The 15,941-nt window shown below is 62.9% G+C and carries 15 protein-coding genes; 10 read left to right on the top strand and 5 right to left on the bottom strand.

Translation table 11 applies throughout. From position 1 onward, the window contains the following. Window positions 1-15: 15 nt before the first annotated feature. The 3 genes from asd to F7R20_RS16025 are packed head-to-tail and all read right to left on the bottom strand — an operon-like array spanning window position 16 to window position 3,292. Window positions 16-876 carry an archaetidylserine decarboxylase gene (gene asd, locus F7R20_RS16035; protein ID WP_003197192.1) on the bottom strand — a complete coding sequence of 287 codons (861 nt, stop codon included), beginning with the start codon at window positions 874-876 and terminating at the stop codon, window positions 16-18. Between the two features lie 19 nt (window positions 877-895). Then, window positions 896-1,711, bottom strand: a complete 816-nt coding sequence (locus F7R20_RS16030) for a rhodanese-like domain-containing protein (RefSeq protein ID WP_003197194.1) — start codon at window positions 1,709-1,711, stop codon at window positions 896-898. A 42-nt stretch (window positions 1,712-1,753) separates the two neighbouring features. Continuing rightward, on the bottom strand, window positions 1,754-3,292 hold the full coding sequence (locus tag F7R20_RS16025; RefSeq protein ID WP_003197196.1) for an HDOD domain-containing protein: 1,539 nt from the start codon (window positions 3,290-3,292) through the stop codon (window positions 1,754-1,756). Between the two features lie 166 nt (window positions 3,293-3,458). Between F7R20_RS16025 and motA the strand changes: the two genes are divergently transcribed. Continuing rightward, window positions 3,459-4,310, top strand: coding sequence for a flagellar motor stator protein MotA (motA, locus tag F7R20_RS16020; protein ID WP_003197198.1), 852 nt, complete (start codon window positions 3,459-3,461; stop codon window positions 4,308-4,310). Between the two features lie 164 nt (window positions 4,311-4,474). Further along, complete coding sequence (motB, locus tag F7R20_RS16010) at window positions 4,475-5,509, top strand: flagellar motor protein MotB (protein WP_003197199.1); 1,035 nt, start codon at window positions 4,475-4,477, stop codon at window positions 5,507-5,509. A gap of 164 nt (window positions 5,510-5,673) precedes the next feature. Here the strand turns inward: motB and rsgA are convergent, their stop codons facing one another. After that, complete coding sequence (gene rsgA, locus F7R20_RS16005; RefSeq protein WP_003197201.1) at window positions 5,674-6,705, bottom strand: small ribosomal subunit biogenesis GTPase RsgA; 1,032 nt, start codon at window positions 6,703-6,705, stop codon at window positions 5,674-5,676. Window positions 6,706-6,814: 109 nt separating this feature from the next. Here rsgA and orn point away from each other — a divergent pair, with 109 nt between their 5' ends. Beyond that, window positions 6,815-7,357 carry an oligoribonuclease gene (gene orn, locus F7R20_RS16000; RefSeq protein WP_003197208.1) on the top strand — a complete coding sequence of 181 codons (543 nt, stop codon included), beginning with the start codon at window positions 6,815-6,817 and terminating at the stop codon, window positions 7,355-7,357. Window positions 7,358-7,580: 223 nt separating this feature from the next. Then, window positions 7,581-8,195: a trimeric intracellular cation channel family protein gene (locus F7R20_RS15990; RefSeq protein ID WP_172681391.1), complete on the top strand. Its 615-nt coding sequence runs from the start codon at window positions 7,581-7,583 to the stop codon at window positions 8,193-8,195. On the opposite strand, the gene queG is transcribed toward F7R20_RS15990, so the two are convergent. Then, complete coding sequence (queG, locus tag F7R20_RS15985) at window positions 8,177-9,256, bottom strand: tRNA epoxyqueuosine(34) reductase QueG (RefSeq protein ID WP_003197215.1); 1,080 nt, start codon at window positions 9,254-9,256, stop codon at window positions 8,177-8,179. The two genes, F7R20_RS15990 and queG, sit on opposite strands and share 19 nt — an antisense overlap. Before the next feature lie 63 nt (window positions 9,257-9,319). Here queG and F7R20_RS15980 point away from each other — a divergent pair, with 63 nt between their 5' ends. From F7R20_RS15980 to hfq, 6 genes are all read left to right on the top strand, one after another. Further along, on the top strand, window positions 9,320-10,819 hold the full coding sequence (locus F7R20_RS15980; RefSeq protein ID WP_003197217.1) for a bifunctional ADP-dependent NAD(P)H-hydrate dehydratase/NAD(P)H-hydrate epimerase: 1,500 nt from the start codon (window positions 9,320-9,322) through the stop codon (window positions 10,817-10,819). Next, on the top strand, window positions 10,807-11,274 hold the full coding sequence (gene tsaE, locus F7R20_RS15975; protein WP_003197219.1) for a tRNA (adenosine(37)-N6)-threonylcarbamoyltransferase complex ATPase subunit type 1 TsaE: 468 nt from the start codon (window positions 10,807-10,809) through the stop codon (window positions 11,272-11,274). Before F7R20_RS15980 ends, tsaE begins: the two co-directional genes overlap by 13 nt. 3 nt (window positions 11,275-11,277) lie before the next feature. Further along, window positions 11,278-12,708: an N-acetylmuramoyl-L-alanine amidase gene (locus F7R20_RS15970; protein ID WP_013692130.1), complete on the top strand. Its 1,431-nt coding sequence runs from the start codon at window positions 11,278-11,280 to the stop codon at window positions 12,706-12,708. After that, entirely contained in the window at window positions 12,705-14,618 is a 1,914-nt protein-coding gene (mutL, locus tag F7R20_RS15965) for a DNA mismatch repair endonuclease MutL (protein ID WP_003197223.1), read from the top strand. Before F7R20_RS15970 ends, mutL begins: the two co-directional genes overlap by 4 nt. Continuing rightward, window positions 14,618-15,589 carry a tRNA (adenosine(37)-N6)-dimethylallyltransferase MiaA gene (gene miaA / locus F7R20_RS15960; RefSeq protein ID WP_003197225.1) on the top strand — a complete coding sequence of 324 codons (972 nt, stop codon included), beginning with the start codon at window positions 14,618-14,620 and terminating at the stop codon, window positions 15,587-15,589. The genes mutL and miaA overlap by 1 nt, the downstream gene beginning before the upstream one ends. Window positions 15,590-15,680: 91 nt before the next feature. Continuing rightward, window positions 15,681-15,941: an RNA chaperone Hfq gene (gene hfq / locus F7R20_RS15955; protein ID WP_003186419.1), complete on the top strand. Its 261-nt coding sequence runs from the start codon at window positions 15,681-15,683 to the stop codon at window positions 15,939-15,941.

Genomic DNA, 15,941 nt, shown 5'->3' with positions numbered 1-15,941 from the left:
AAGGACGGGCGTGAATCAGGCCTTTGGCAGTGCCAGGCCCTGGCCCATCTGCACGGGCGAACCGGCTACCAGGCCTTCGGCCCATTTCACCTGGTCCGGACCGAACAGCACGATGGCTGTCGAACCCAGCTTGAAGCGACCCAGTTCGGCGCCTTTTTCCAGATGAATCGGCGCGCGGGCGGCTTCGTCATAACGGAAGGTTTTCAGCTGGCGCTTGGGAGGTGTCACCAGTCCGGCCCAGACGGTTTCGATGGACGCTACGATCATCGCGCCCACCAGTACAACGGCCATCGGCCCGCGTTCGGTGTCGAAAATGCACGCCACGCGCTCGTTGCGGGCGAACAGCTCAGGAACGTTTTCGGCGGTGGTCTGGTTGACCGAGAAAATCCGTCCAGGGATGTAGACCATCTCCCGCAGGGTGCCGGCCAGTGGCATGTGCACGCGGTGATAGTCCTTGGGGGAGAGGTAGATGGTGGCGAAATCGCCGCCCATGAACGGCGCCGCGTTGGCCGCATCACCGCCCAGCAGCTCCAGCACGCTGAAGCTGTGGCCCTTGGCCTGGAACACCCGGCCATGCTCGATCGGGCCGAGCTGGCTGACGGCACCGTCGGCGGGGCTGAGGATCGCGCCCGGGGTATCGTCCAGCGGGCGTGCGCCGTCTTTCAGGGCGCGGGTGAAGAAGGCGTTGAAGTGCTCGTAGGCAGTCAGGTCTTCCACCAGTGCCTGGGACATGTCCACTTGGTAGCGCTTGGCAAACCATGCGGTGAAGGCGTTCTTGAACCAGCGCACGCGGCATTCGGCAATGCAGCCGGCCAACCGCGACAGCAGGTGGTGGGGCAGCAGGTATTGAGTGAGGATGAACAAACGGTTTTTCATTAACTGTCCTTAAGAACCTTCAAAGCTCGATGGGTGTGTCGGGGTGGTTGCCCCATTCACCCCAGGAACCGGCATAGCCTTTGACTCGTGGATAACCGAGCGCCTTGGCCACCAGGTAGGTGAAGCCGGAGCGGTGGTGAGTCTGGCAGTGGGTGATGATTTCTTTGTCAGGCGTGATGCCCAATTGTTCGAGGATTTGCGGCATGTCCTTGCGGATGCGCAGGTTGCGCGCTTGGTCCATGCCGGCAGTCCATTCGAAATTGACCGCGCCGGGAATGTGTCCGCCTCGGGCTGCGACGACTTTCTCTCCGGAATATTCCAGCGGGCCGCGAGCGTCCCAGATCGCCAGGTCGGCAGCACCGAGGCGGCTTTGCAGGTACTCGCGGGTGGCGGTGGGTGTTTCGTGCAGCGTCAGGCTGACCGGGCCTGCGACGGGCGCAGGCACTTCGACGGACACCGGCAGGCCTTCGTCCAGCCACGACAGCAAGCCGCCGTCGAGGTAGTGGTAGTTTGAATGGCCGATCACGTCCAGCAGCCAGATAAACCGCCCGGCCCAGCCGCCGCCTTCATCGTCATAGACCACGTAGACCGCATCGGGGTTGTGTCCGAGCTCGCCGAACAGGGCTTCGAGGTCGGCTTTGGCCGGCAGCAGGCCCGGCGCCGGCGGTTGACCGAGCTGGGTACGCTTGGGGTCGACGAAGCGTGCGCCAGGGATATGGCCGGTGCTGTAGCGGGCGGCGCTGGTCAGGTCCACCAGAATCAGTTCGCGGGTGTCGAGGCGCGGCAGCAGCTCGCTTGGCTCGATCACCAGCGGCAAGCCAGAGAAGTCAGGCATGTGAGGTCTCCAGGGGCGCAAAGGGAAAAGATTGTAGCAAGTTCAGCGGCCGCGGTTGGTAAAGGTATGCAGGGCCCGTTCGATGCATTGCACGGTTTTGCCGAAGGCTTGCACGGTCACGTCCGAGAACGGTCCGCCGCCCTGGTCCACCACCACCAGCATGATCACCCGGCCATTGCAGGTCAGCGAGCGCAGCAGCAGGTGCTCCCCGCGAAACAGGCTGCGCAGGCCCGGTGGCAGCAGCGCCGAAAACTGCGCGTTGTTGTCCGGGTTCAGGCGAACCTGGGCCTGCTGGGCCAGCAACCGCTGCACTATTTTGCTCTGGCTGATGGTAAAGCTCATGGCCGCGGCTTCTTTGGGCAGGCCGGCGGTCTGGTGTACGCGCACGCTGGTCTGGTTGCGGTCGGCCATCAGGATCATCACCCGGCGCATGCCGCAAGCCACCAACACGTCCCGTGCCGAGGTGGTCAGGTGCATGGCATTGCTGAAGGGGCTCGGTTCCACCAGCAGTGCGGAACATTGCTTGCGCCACTGGCTCAGGTCCTCGGCGCTGGGTGGGGGAGCAGGTAGCAAGCCGGGGTGGATGCGACGGCTGCCCCAGGGCCAGAGCAACGCCACGGCCGGATGCCAGAGGTCTGGCATGGCGTCATGACGGGCGCTGGTGACGGCTTGTTGGTGCAGCTGTTGCTGAACCTCATCCATCGGCATCTGCAGGTACAAACTGGTGAGGTATTGCCAGCGGGCACTGTGGGGGCCGTCCCAGGCCTGTTGCGCTGAGAGTGCCAGGCCGTTGGCCAGCAACACGGTATTGGCCGGTTGATTGAGCCAGCGCCGCAGGGTTGGGTCGTCGTCCAGGCGATTCTGCTGGCGCAGCGGGTGCTCGCTGTCCCGGGCGATGCGCAGAACCTGCACCAGCTCGCGGCGTTCATTGAGCAGCAGGCGATAACCTTGCGTCACCCAGATCGGCAGGCGCCAGGTCTCTGCCAGCGCCAGGCAGATTTTCATCAGGCTGACGCCGAACAATTCGCGCTCAACCTTGCGCGCGGGCTCGCCTTTGTGGACGACCCGCAATTCCCACTCCCCCAGCAACCGCGGGTGAGTCAGGGCCAGTGGCCAGAGCGGCGAGAGAAACAACAGGCTGCCCCAGTGAATGTCCTGCCACAGTCGCGCCAGGCGGCTGGCAAAAAAGCCATTGGCCTGTTGCGTGGCGTGTTGGCTGATCAATTGCAGCTGGCGCAAGGCGATGGGGATTTCGTGCCCTGGCAACGACGGCAGGCGAGCGAGCAGTTCCTCGGTACGTTTGAGACCGAGGCGGTTGATGGCCACTTCGAGATTTTCCGCAGGTTCAGCAAGGCTGCCATGGGTGTGATGGTTGGCCTCGCGGATGACGCTCAGGGCCAGGGCGGGGCTGTCCTGCATCAGTTCGGCGATGTCACGCAACGAGCGGCGGCTGTCGGCAATGGCCTTGCAGACCAGGTCATGGCTGGCCTGGGGCACCGGCAGGTGCACGCCATCGAGCAGCTTCACCCAGCCTTCGAGGGTGGTCGGTCGTGGCGTTGGAACCTTCGTTTCGTTAGTCATGGCTGGACGTGATCATCGTATGAATTCTCTACGCCCGGAACGGGGCAAATTGGCTTTTCGCCAGAACAGCCTATAGTCTGGCGCAGTTTTGCCGATAAGTAGAAGAAGAGATTTTTCAGCTTCCGAATATGACCTTGAACCCGACTTAAATAAGTACTTTCTATCTATGGCTAAAATTATCGGCATCATCGTCGTGTTCGCGAGCGTGCTCGGCGGATACGTGCTTTCCCATGGCAAGATTGCCGCCCTGATCCAACCTTTCGAGGTGATGATCATCGGTGGCGCGGCCCTCGGTGCATTCCTGCAGGCCAACCCCGGCTACATGACGATGCACGTGCTCAAGAAATCCCTGGGCATGTTCAGTTCGCGTTTCAGCCACACCTTCTACCTCGAAGTGCTGGGCCTGATCTACGAGATCCTCAACAAAAGCCGCCGTGAAGGCATGATGGCGATCGAAGGCGATATCGAAGACGCTGCCGCCAGCCCGATTTTCGCCAAGTACCCTGCGGTACTCAAGGACGCTCGCATGACGGCGTTCATCTGTGATTACCTGCGCATCATGTCGTCCGGTAACATGGCGCCCCATGAACTCGAAGGCCTCTTCGACATGGAGTTGTACAGCCTCAAGGAAGACCTGGAGCATCCATCCCACGCGGTCACCGGTATCGCCGACGCCATGCCTGGCTTCGGTATCGTCGCGGCGGTATTGGGTATCGTGGTGACCATGGCGTCCCTGGGCGACGGCGACCAGAAGTCCATCGGCTTGCACGTTGGTGCGGCACTGGTGGGTACCTTCTTCGGTATTTTGGCCGCATACGGTTTCTTCGGCCCGCTGGCCCACTCCCTGGCCCACGACGCCAAGGAAGAACTCAACGTCTACGAAGCCATCAAGGCTTCCCTGGTGGCCTCGGCCTCCGGCATGCCGCCATCGCTGGCGGTGGAGTTCGGTCGCAAGGTCCTGTACCCGGCGCACCGTCCAAGCTTCGCCGAGCTGGAACAAGCGGTTCGCGGTCGTTAGTGCTTTGCTTTGCAAATACGTTCCTTTTTTGGCGAGTGGCTGTTGCTGCCAGACAAGGCGCCGCGACGAGTCATAGCCCGCTATGGCGAGGAGCGGCAACGCCGTATGGCAGCAACAGGCACCGTCAAAATGGAACAGTATTTGTGAAGCAGAGCACCTAGGTCATGGAAAATAACCAGCCGATTATAATCAAGCGCGTCAAGCGCATCGCCGCGGGGCATCACGGGGGCGCCTGGAAAATCGCCTTCGCCGACTTCGCGACGGCGATGATGGCGTTCTTCCTGGTGCTGTGGCTGCTGTCCACGGCAACCCCGGAACAGAAGATCGCCATCGCCGGTTACTTCAAGGACCCGGTCGGTTTTACTGAAAGCGGCACGCCGTACATCATCGACCTGGGCGGATCACCGACCCTGGCACCGGATACGACCCTCAACCCCGAAGTCAAATCCCAGCCCCAGCCCGACAAGGTGACGACGGACACCGAGCAGGTCGAAGGCATGGCCGAGCAGATCGAGCGCGAACGCCTGGAATTGTTGCTGCAGGAATTGCAGAACAAGGTCGAAGAGAACCCGCAACTGCAGAAATTCAAGGACCAGATCCTGTTCGAGATCACGCCGAACGGCTTGCGCATCCAGATCATGGACGCCGAGAACCGGCCGATGTTCGACTCGGGTAGTGCGCGCCTGAAACCTTATTTTGAAGACATCCTGCTGGCCATGGCCGACACCATCAAGGCGGTGCCGAACAAGATCAGCATCAGCGGTCATACCGATGCCAAGCCCTACGTCGGCAAAGGTGATTTCGGCAACTGGGAGCTGTCCGCCAACCGTGCCAACGCGGCACGTCGCGCCCTGGTGGCTGGCAGTTATCCGGACGAGCAGGTGGCGCGGGTGGTGGGTTACGCATCCTCGGCGTTGTTCGACCGCAAGGACCCGTTCAACCCGGTCAACCGGCGTATCGATATCGTGGTGTTGACCAAGAAGGCCCAGCAAGCCATCGAAGGTTCGCAAACCGATGACCCTGCACCGGATCCGGCCCAGGGCCAGGGCGCGCCGGGTGAAGTGCCGGCCACGCCTGGGGCTGCGGTTGATCCGAACGCCTTGCCAGCGGATCAGCAACCCGTGCCGGCCCATGAGCTGCGCGAACGCCTGAACCTGTTCGACGCGGCGCCCAAGCCGGCCGAGCCGCCGGTACAGTGATCTGACTGGCGATAGCAAACCTGTGGCGAGGGGATTTATCCCCGCTGGGTTGCGCAGCAGCCCCTCTTTTCATCTGATACTCGAGATGGAATACAAAGGGGGGCGCTTCGCGCCCCAGCGGGGATAAATCCCCTCGCCACAATTGTGTCCGGCTCACATCCGGGTCAGTAACTGCTTTCCGGCAAGCTGGCGATGATCGAGCGGTAGCTGTTCATCCGCTGCTGATGCACGCGACCTTCTTCCAGCGCCTTGAGCAGGGCACACCCGGGCTCGCGGTCGTGCTTGCAGTCGCGGAAGCGGCAGGTGCCGATCAGCTCATTGAACTCGATGAACCCGGCTTCCACATCGGCCCGGCTGACGTGGCCCAGGCCGAACTCGCGGATGCCCGGTGAGTCGATCAATTCACCGCCGCCGGGGAAGTGGAACAGCCGCGCGGTGGTGGTGGTGTGGGTGCCCTGGCCGGACAGCTCGGACAACGGCCCGACGCGCGTCTCGACGTCCGGCAGCAGGCTGTTGACCAGCGATGACTTGCCGACGCCGGACTGGCCGACGAACACACTGATGTGCCCGTCCAGTTGCTGTTGCAATTGCTCCATGCCGTTGCCGTGGTGGGCCGAGACTTCCAGTACCGGGTAACCCAGATCCCGATAGACCGACAGCAGGGCGTTCAGCGCCGGGGCGTTGTGCTCGTCGATCAGGTCGAATTTGTTGAGCAGCAACAACGGACGGATGCCGGCGTGTTCGGCGGCCACCAGATAACGGTCGATCAGGTTGGCGTGGGGTTCGGGCAGCGGGGCGAACACGATGACGATCATGTCGACGTTGGCGGCCACGGGCTTGAGCTGGCCCCGGCTGTCCGGACGGCACAGTTCGGTGTGGCGCGGCAATTGTGCGACGATCACGCCGATGCCCTGGTTGCCGGCACGCCAGACGACCTGATCGCCCGTCACCAGCGCCGGCAGGTTGGCGCGCAAGTGGCAGCGGAACACTTGGCCGGCCAGCTCGCCTTCCCGGGCTTCGACCTCGACCTGCACGCCGAAGTGGGCGATCACCAGGCCGGTCTGTTCAGGGCCCAGGTCGCCACCCTCCAGGGCTTCGACAGCACTGGATTCGCGTTTGGCGGCGCGGGCGGCGCGCTCGCCCTGGATCTTTTCGATGCGCCAGTTTTGACGACGATTGAGTTGGCGTTTGGCCATGGGTGTTCCGTATGAAGAAATGCAGCGAATAGGGTAAAACGGTCGCGAGTTTAGCACGCCCAAGGGGCGGCCTAGGCTAAACTGCGTGGCTACGCCGAGGAGCTTCCCTATGCAAAACCCGCAGAACCTGATCTGGATCGACCTGGAAATGACCGGTCTGAACCCGGACACCGACGTCATCATCGAAATGGCCACCATCGTCACCGACAGCGACCTCAACACCTTGGCCGAAGGCCCGGTCATTGCGATCCATCACAGCGACGAGATCCTGGCCGGCATGGACGAATGGAACACTCGCCAGCACGGCGGCTCGGGCCTGACCCAGCGGGTGCGCGAGAGCAAGATCAGCATGGCCGAGGCCGAAGCCCAGACCATCGCCTTCCTGGAGCAGTGGGTGCCCAAGGGCAAGTCGCCGATCTGCGGCAACAGCATCTGCCAGGATCGTCGCTTCCTGTACACCCACATGAAATCCCTGGAAAGCTACTTCCACTACCGCAACCTGGACGTCTCCACCCTCAAGGAACTGGCCGCCCGCTGGGCACCGCAAGTACGCGACAGTTTCCAGAAGGGCGGCAGCCACCTGGCCCTGGACGACATCCGCGAGTCCATTGCCGAGTTGCAGCATTACCGTAAGCACTTCATCAAGTTCTGATTGAAGCGCACGGCGCTCTTGTGGCGCGGGGATTTGTGGGAGCAAAGCTTGCTCGCGAAACAGGCGACTGGGTCCCTGGAAGACCGCATAGCCTTCATCGCGGGCAAGCCTTGCTCCCACGGATATCCTGACCACAGATTCCTTGTTTGGCTTGGTCGATGGCTGCCCTCTTTTGGTGCCTGCCCGAAATGGCTAGACTGCGCGCCTTCTCGTAAGGACCGCCATCATGTTGCTGATGCTTTATCTGATCGCCATCACCGCTGAAGCCATGACTGGCGCCTTGTCTGCCGGGCGTCGGGGTATGGACTGGTTCGGCGTGGTGCTGATCGCCTGTGTCACGGCGCTGGGTGGCGGTTCGGTGCGTGACGTGCTGCTCGGGCATTACCCGCTCACGTGGGTCAAGCACCCCGAATACCTGGTGCTGACCACTGCCGCAGCGATGTTGACGGTGTTCCTGGCGCGCTGGATGCGCCATCTGCGTTCATTGTTCCTGGTGCTCGACGCCGCGGGGCTGGTGGCGTTCACCCTGATCGGCTGCATGACGGCCCTGGAAATGGGCCATGGCATGCTGGTGGCGTCGGTCAGCGGAGTGATCACTGGGGTGTTCGGCGGCATTCTGCGGGACATCTTCTGCAACGATATTCCGTTGATCTTCCGTCGGGAGCTCTACGCCAGCGTTTCGTTTGCCGCTGCGTGGTGTTATCTGCTGTGCGTCTTCCTGCAACTGCCAAGCGAACAGGCGATCCTCATCACTTTGTTCGGCGGTTTCCTGTTGCGGCTCCTGGCGATCCGTTTTCACTGGGAAATGCCGAAGTTCGTCTACAACGACGAGGCTTGACGCTCGGCATGTTGCCGCAACGCCCACTCCACGTGCTCGCGCACCAGCTCCGACGGGTAGTCGCGCCGCGCCTCCAGCGCTTGCAGCACGGGAATCGTTGACGGCGCATTACCCAGGCCCACTGCCAGGTTGCGCAGCCAGCGCTCGTAACCGGCGCGGCGCAGCGGCGAGCCTTCGGTGCTGCTCAGGAACGTCGTTTCGTCCCACATGAACAGCTCGGCCAGCCCGGCATTGTCCAGGTTGTGCCGTGGCTTGAAGTCGCTTTCCCCGGACGGCCGGGCGAAGCGGTTCCATGGGCAGACGATCTGGCAGTCATCGCAGCCGAACACCCGGTTGCCGATCAACGGCCGCAGTTCTTCGGGGATGGCGCTTTTCAGCTCGATGGTCAGGTAGGAAATGCAGCGGCGGGCATCGAGTACGTAGGGCCCGACGAAGGCATTCGTAGGACAGATGTCCAGGCACGCGGTGCATTTTCCGCAATGTTCGCTGGCATGGGGTGGATCCACCGGTAGCGGCAGGTCGACAAACAGCTCGCTCAGGAAGAAATAGCTGCCGGCCTTGCGGTTCAACACCAGGGTATTTTTACCGATCCAGCCCAGGCCGGCCTGTTCGGCGATGGCTTTTTCCAGGACCGGCGCGCTGTCGACGAAGGCGCGATAACCAAAGGGACCGATCACCGCCTGAATTTTTTCTGCCAGTTGCTGTACACGTTTACGGATCAATTTGTGGTAATCGCGGCCCAATGCATAACGCGAGACGTAGGCTTTCTCCGGTTGGCCGAGCATCTGCGCCATGTGCGTGTCGCCCGACAGGTAGTCCATGCGCAGGGAAACCACCCGTAGCGTACCCGGCACCAGTTCCTCGGGATGCGAGCGTTTGCTGCCGTGGGCGCCCATGTAGTCCATTTCGCCGTGGTAGCCGGCATCGAGCCAGCGTTGCAGGTGTTGCTCATGCTCGGCAAGGTCCAGGCCGCTGATGCCGACCTGCTGGAAGCCCAGCTCGCGGCCCCACTCCTTGATGGATTGGGCGAGGGCGGGGAGGTCTGTGGGAATGGCAGGCATGAGGCGAGAGAAACCAGAGCTGAGATGCGTATAATTCTGCCAGACATCGGAGCCCGAAGACGCATGCCGCACACTAAAGATGATTTTCCCGACGCGCTGTACAGCGCCGCGCAGGTCCGGGCCCTCGACGCACAACTGATCGCGGCCGGCACCACCGGTTTCGAATTGATGCAGCGCGCCGCCCGCGCCACCTGGCGAGCGATCGTCCGGCGCTGGCCTGACGCCCAGGAGCTGACGGTGCTGGCCGGGCATGGCAACAACGCTGGCGATGGCTACCTGGTCGCGACCCTGGCCCGGCGCGCCGGCTGGTCGGTGCGGGTGCTGACGGTGGGCGAACCCCGGCGCTTGCAGGGTGACGCCGCCAATGCCCACGCCGAGGCGGTGGCGGTGGGCGTGCCGATGGAACCGTGGTCGGATGAGGCTGAATTGCGCGGTGTGTTGCTGGATGCGCTGCTCGGTACGGGCTTGAGTGGTGATGTGCGCGAGCCTTATGTGCGGGCTATCGATACGATCAATGTCAGCGGTCTGCCGGTCGCAGCGGTGGATATCCCCTCGGGGTTGTGCGCCGATACCGGTCGGGTACTGGGCACGGCGGTGGTGGCCGACCTCACCGTGACCTTTATTGGCTTGAAGCTTGGTCTGTTTACCGGCGAAGCGGCGGACCGGGTCGGTGAACTGGTGTTCAACGACCTGCACGCCGATCCAGATATTGTTGACACGGCACCGGCCAGTGCCCGATTGCTCTCACCCCATAATCTGCCACGTCTGACGCCTCGTGCCGCCACGTCCCACAAAGGCAAGTTCGGTCACGTGCTGTTGATCGGTGGCGACCGGGGCTTTGGCGGCGCGATCCAGATGAGCGCCGAAAGCGCCCTGCGCTGCGGTGCGGGGATGGTTTCGATGGCGACCCGCTGCGAGCATGTATCCGCCGCGCTGACGCGTTTGCCGGAAGTGATGGTGCAAGGCACCCATTCGGCGAACCAATTGATGGGCTTGCTCCAGCAGGCCAGCGTGCTGGTGGTCGGGCCGGGCCTGGGCCAAGCCGCGTGGGGGCGCAGCCTGTTGTCGGCGGCGGCCAATGCGCCGCTGCCGCAAGTATGGGATGCCGATGCGCTGAACGTGTTGAGCAGCGGCGAGGTTCGCTTGCCTGAACAGTGTGTCATCACCCCGCACCCGGGCGAGGCGGCGCGATTGTTGGAGTTATCCACAGCCCAGGTGCAGGCCGACCGTCCGGCGGCGGCCCATGCATTGAGCCAGAAATACACCGCCACGGTGATCCTCAAGGGCGCCGGCAGCCTGATTGCCAGCCCGGACGGTCGCCTGGCGGTTTGCAGCCAGGGCCATCCGGCCATGGCCACGGCAGGCCTGGGGGATGTGCTGGCTGGCGTGGTCGGCGCCTTGCTGGCCCAGGGCATGGAGGGGTTCGAGGCCGCGTGCCTGGCGGTCTGGCTGCATGCCAACGCAGGTGCCCAGGCCGGTCGCTCGGGGCGGGGTGTGGCGGCCACCGATCTGATTCCGGCCATTCGTCAGTTGTTGGAGGAGCATTCACCGTGTCTGAAGTAACCCTGTACGTGGCGGACGAACAAGCCATGACACAATTTGGCGCCCGCATCGCGCAGATCACCGCCGGCCACGGCCTGATTTTTCTCGAAGGCGACCTCGGCGCGGGAAAAACCACCCTGTCCCGTGGCATCATTCGCGGCCTCGGGCACGTCGGCTCCGTCAAGAGCCCTACGTTCACCCTGGTCGAGCCCTACGAGATCGGCGACATTCGCGCCTTCCATTTCGACCTGTATCGACTGGTGGATCCTGAAGAGCTGGAATTCCTCGGTATCCGCGATTATTTCGAAGATGACGCCTTGTGCCTGATCGAATGGCCCCAGAAGGGTGCAGGCTTTTTGCCAAAGCCCGACCTGACCATTACCATTGGCGCGCAGAACGGCGGGCGTTCGCTGAAACTGACGCCGCAAGGCTCGCGTGGCGAGTCGTGGTGTGCCGCTTTGGCATTGGAAAACTAATTGATGATGGGGTTTGGTATGCGCTTTCGCGCGGTGGTTGCTGTCGTAGGACTGTTGCTTACGGCACTGGCCGTCGATGCTGTGGCCGAGACAAAGGTCAACAGCGTTCGCCTCTGGCGGGCGCCGGACAACACACGGCTGGTGTTCGACCTGACGGGCCCGGTGCAGCACAGCGTATTCACCCTGACCGCCCCGGATCGCCTGGTGATCGACATCAACGGTGCGTCCCTGGGCGCGCCATTGAACGTGGCGACCGCCAACACGCCAATTACCGCGATGCGCTCGGCCCAGCGTACGCCGACCGACCTGCGGGTGGTCATCGACCTGAAAAAAGCCGTGACCCCGAAAAGCTTCACCCTGGCCCCCAATGCCCAATACGGCAACCGGCTGGTGGTGGACCTGTTCGACAACCCGGCCGATGCGGCGCCACCTCCGCCGCCGCCGACCAATGTCGCCACGGTACCGGCAGTGCCGGTGACCCCGACCGAACCTGCGCTCAAGCTGCCACCGGCGCCGGCCGGCAAGCGCGACATCATCGTGGTGATCGACGCCGGTCACGGCGGCGAAGACCCGGGCGCCTCGGGCTCGCGCGGGCAGCGGGAAAAAGACGTGGTGCTGTCCATCGCCCGCGAATTGCAGCGCCAGGTCAACGGCATGAAAGGCTTCCGCGCCGAACTGACCCGTACTGGCGACTACTTCATCCCCTTGCGCGGACGTACCGAAATCGCTCGCAAGAAAGGCGCCGATCTGTTCGTCTCCATTCACGCCGACGCCGCACCTTCGGCGGCGGCGTTCGGGGCCTCGGTGTTTGCCCTGTCCGACCGCGGTGCCACGTCCGAGACCGCCCGTTGGCTGGCCGACAGCGAAAACCGTTCCGACCTGATCGGCGGTGCCGGCAACGTCAGTCTCGACGACAAGGACCGGATGCTCGCCGGTGTATTGCTCGATTTGTCGATGACAGCCTCGTTGACCTCCAGCCTGAACGTCGGCCAGAAAGTCCTGAGCAACATCGGTCGCGTCACGCCGCTGCACAAGCAGCGCGTCGAGCAGGCCGGGTTCATGGTGCTCAAGTCGCCGGATATCCCGTCGATCCTGGTGGAAACCGGCTTCATCTCCAACGCCAACGAAGCGTCCAAGCTGTCGTCTTCCAACCACCAGCAGGCGCTGGCCCGTTCCATCAGCAGCGGCGTGCGGCAGTTCTTCCAGCAGAACCCACCGCCAGGCACTTACATTGCCTGGCTGCGCGACTCCGGCAAGATCGCCCAGGGCCCGCGGGACCATAGGGTCAGCCCCGGCGAAACCCTGGCGATGATCGCCGTGCGTTACCAGGTGTCGCCCGCGACCTTGCGCAGCGCCAACAACCTCAAGAGCGACGAGCTCAAGATCGGCCAGACCCTGACCATTCCCGGCAATGACGTGGCGGTCCAGCAATGAGTGATGAAGTGATCGGCAGCAACGCTCGCATCGAACTGCTCAGCCCCCGGCTGGCGAACCAGATCGCCGCCGGTGAAGTGGTCGAGCGCCCGGCGTCGGTCATCAAGGAACTGCTGGAAAACAGCCTCGACTCCGGAGCCAAGCGCATCGACGTGGATGTCGAGCAGGGCGGCGTCAAGCTGCTGCGGGTCCGCGATGACGGTGGCGGTATTTCTTCCGACGACCTGCCGCTGGCCCTGGCGCGTCACGCCACCAGCAAGATCCGCGACCTGGAAGACCTCGAGCGGGTCATGAGCCTGGGGTTTCGGGGCGAGGCGCTGGCATCCATCAGTTCGGTGTCGCGCCTGACCCTCACCTCCCGCACCCGCGACGCCGAGCAGGCCTGGCAGGTCGAGACCGAGGGCCGGGACATGGCCTCCCGTGTGCAGCCTGCGGCTCATCCGGTCGGCACCTCGGTGGAAGTGCGCGACCTGTTCTTCAACACCCCGGCCCGACGCAAATTCCTCAAGGCCGAGAAGACTGAATTCGATCATCTGCAAGAAGTCATCAAGCGCCTGGCCCTGGCGCGTTTTGACGTAGCGTTCCATTTGCGCCACAACGGCAAGACCATCCTCAGTCTGCACGAGGCCCACGATGATGCGGCCCGCGCCCGCCGTGTCGGCGCGGTGTGCGGCGCAGGTTTCCTGGAGCAGGCATTGCCCATCGAGGTGGAGCGCAATGGCCTGCACCTGTGGGGTTGGGTCGGCTTGCCGACCTTCTCGCGCAGCCAGGCGGACTTGCAGTATTTCTACGTGAACGGTCGGGCGGTACGCGACAAGCTGGTGGCCCACGCGGTGCGCCAGGCGTATCGCGATGTGCTGTTCAATGGCCGGCATCCGACATTCGTGCTGTTTTTCGAAGTCGATCCGGCCGTGGTCGACGTCAACGTGCACCCGACCAAGCATGAGGTGCGTTTCCGTGACGGGCGCATGGTCCACGATTTTCTCTACGGCACCTTGCACCGCGCCTTGGGCGATGTGCGCCCGGAAGATCAACTGGCGGCGCCGGCGGCGGTGGGCGGCATGGTCCGGCCAACGGGGTTGGAAGCTGGCGAATTCGGGCCTCAAGGCGAAATGCGCCTGGCGGCCAATGCACTGCTGGAGCAGCCCCAGCCTCAGCCGAGCTACAACACGGCCGGGAGCGGTGCCGGCAGCGGCTATCAGTATCAATACACGCCGCGCCCGCAATCCAACGTACCGGCAGCCGAGGCCCAGGCGGCCTATCGCGAGTTCTTCAAACCCTTGCCGGAAGCCGGAGCTGCGGCGATGCCCGACGGCCAGGGCGATATCCCGCCGCTGGGCTATGCCCTGGCGCAACTCAAAGGCATTTATATCCTCTCGGAAAATGCCCAGGGCCTGGTCCTGGTGGACATGCACGCCGCCCATGAGCGGATCATGTACGAGCGGCTGAAAATCGCCATGGCCAGCGAAGGCTTGAGTGGCCAGCCGCTATTGGTGCCCGAGTCCCTGGCGGTCAGCCAGCGCGAAGCCGATTGCGCCGAAGAACATGTGGCCTGGTTCCAGCGCCTGGGCTTCGAATTGCAGCGCCTGGGCCCGGAAACCCTGGCGATCCGTCAGATCCCGGCCTTGTTGAAGCAGGCCGAGGCCAATCGTCTGGTCAGCGACGTGCTGGCGGACTTGATGGAATACGGCACCAGCGACCGGATCCAGGCGCACCTGAACGAACTGCTCGGCACCATGGCCTGCCACGGCGCGATCCGCGCCAACCGGCGCCTGGCCCTGCCGGAAATGAACGGCCTGCTGCGGGACATGGAAAACACCGAGCGCAGTGGTCAATGCAATCATGGCCGGCCGACCTGGACCCAACTGGGCCTGGACGACCTGGACAAACTGTTCCTGCGCGGTCGTTGATGAGCCAGTTGCCACCCGCGATTTTCCTGATGGGACCGACCGCCGCCGGCAAGACCGACCTGGCCATCGAATTGACCAAGGTCCTGCCCTGCGAGTTGATCAGTGTCGATTCGGCCCTGGTCTACCGGGGCATGGACATCGGCACCGCCAAGCCGTCGAAAGAACTGCTGGCCGAATTTCCCCATCGCTTGATCGACATCCTCGACCCGGCCGAGGCTTATTCGGCGGCCGATTTCCGCCGTGACGCACTCCAGGCCATGGCCGAGATCACCGCGCGGGGCAGGATTCCGCTGCTGGTGGGTGGCACGATGCTGTATTACAAGGCCTTGGTCGACGGGTTGGCGGACATGCCGGCAGCCGATCCCGAGGTGCGTGCGCAGATTGAAGAAGAGGCCGCGCGCCTTGGCTGGCAAGCCCTGCACGAGCAATTGGCGATCATCGACCCGGAATCGGCGGCGCGTATCCACCCCAATGACCCACAGCGGCTCAGTCGGGCCCTGGAGGTTTATCGGGTCAGCGGCCAGAGCATGACGGCCCTGCGCCAGCGACAATCTGCGCAAAGTACTGAAGCAGCCGCTTCGGGACTGCAACAATTGCCCTATACTGTCGCGAATCTGGCCATCGCTCCGGCGAACCGGCAAGTGCTGCATCGGCGAATTGAACAAAGATTCACATTAATGTTGGAACAGGGGTTCATAGACGAGGTCGTAGCCCTGCGTGAGCGAAGTGACCTGCATGCCGGGTTGCCGTCTATACGTGCGGTAGGTTATCGACAAGTCTGGGATTACCTGGACGGCAAGCTGACGTCAGCCGAGATGCAGGAGCGTGGGATCATTGCCACGCGCCAATTGGCGAAACGCCAGTTCACCTGGCTGCGCAGCTGGACTGACTTGCATTGGCTCGACAGTCTCGATTGCGACAATCTGCCACGCGCCTTGAAATACCTTGGGACCATCTCCATATTGAGCTGAGTCCTTGCAATTGCCGTCTATCCTTGGGGGTGTGACGGCCCAAGCCATCTGATTCCGATTTTTATTATTGATCCTTAAAGGAGTGCGGCACATGTCAAAAGGGCATTCGCTACAAGACCCTTACTTGAACACTTTACGTAAAGAGAAAGTTGGGGTGTCCATCTATCTGGTCAACGGGATCAAACTGCAAGGCACGATCGAGTCTTTCGACCAGTTCGTCATCCTTCTGAAAAACACCGTCAGCCAAATGGTCTACAAACACGCGATCTCGACAGTCGTGCCAGTTCGTCCAATTCGTCTGCCTAGCGCAACCGAATCCGAAGGCGGTGACGCTGAACCGGGTAACGCCTGA

The sequence above is a fragment of the Pseudomonas brassicacearum subsp. brassicacearum genome (assembly GCF_008801605.1).
Classification (GTDB): domain Bacteria; phylum Pseudomonadota; class Gammaproteobacteria; order Pseudomonadales; family Pseudomonadaceae; genus Aquipseudomonas; species Aquipseudomonas brassicacearum.
Note: the sequence above shows the minus strand (reverse complement) of the source record. Positions and strands in the feature narration are given on the sequence as shown.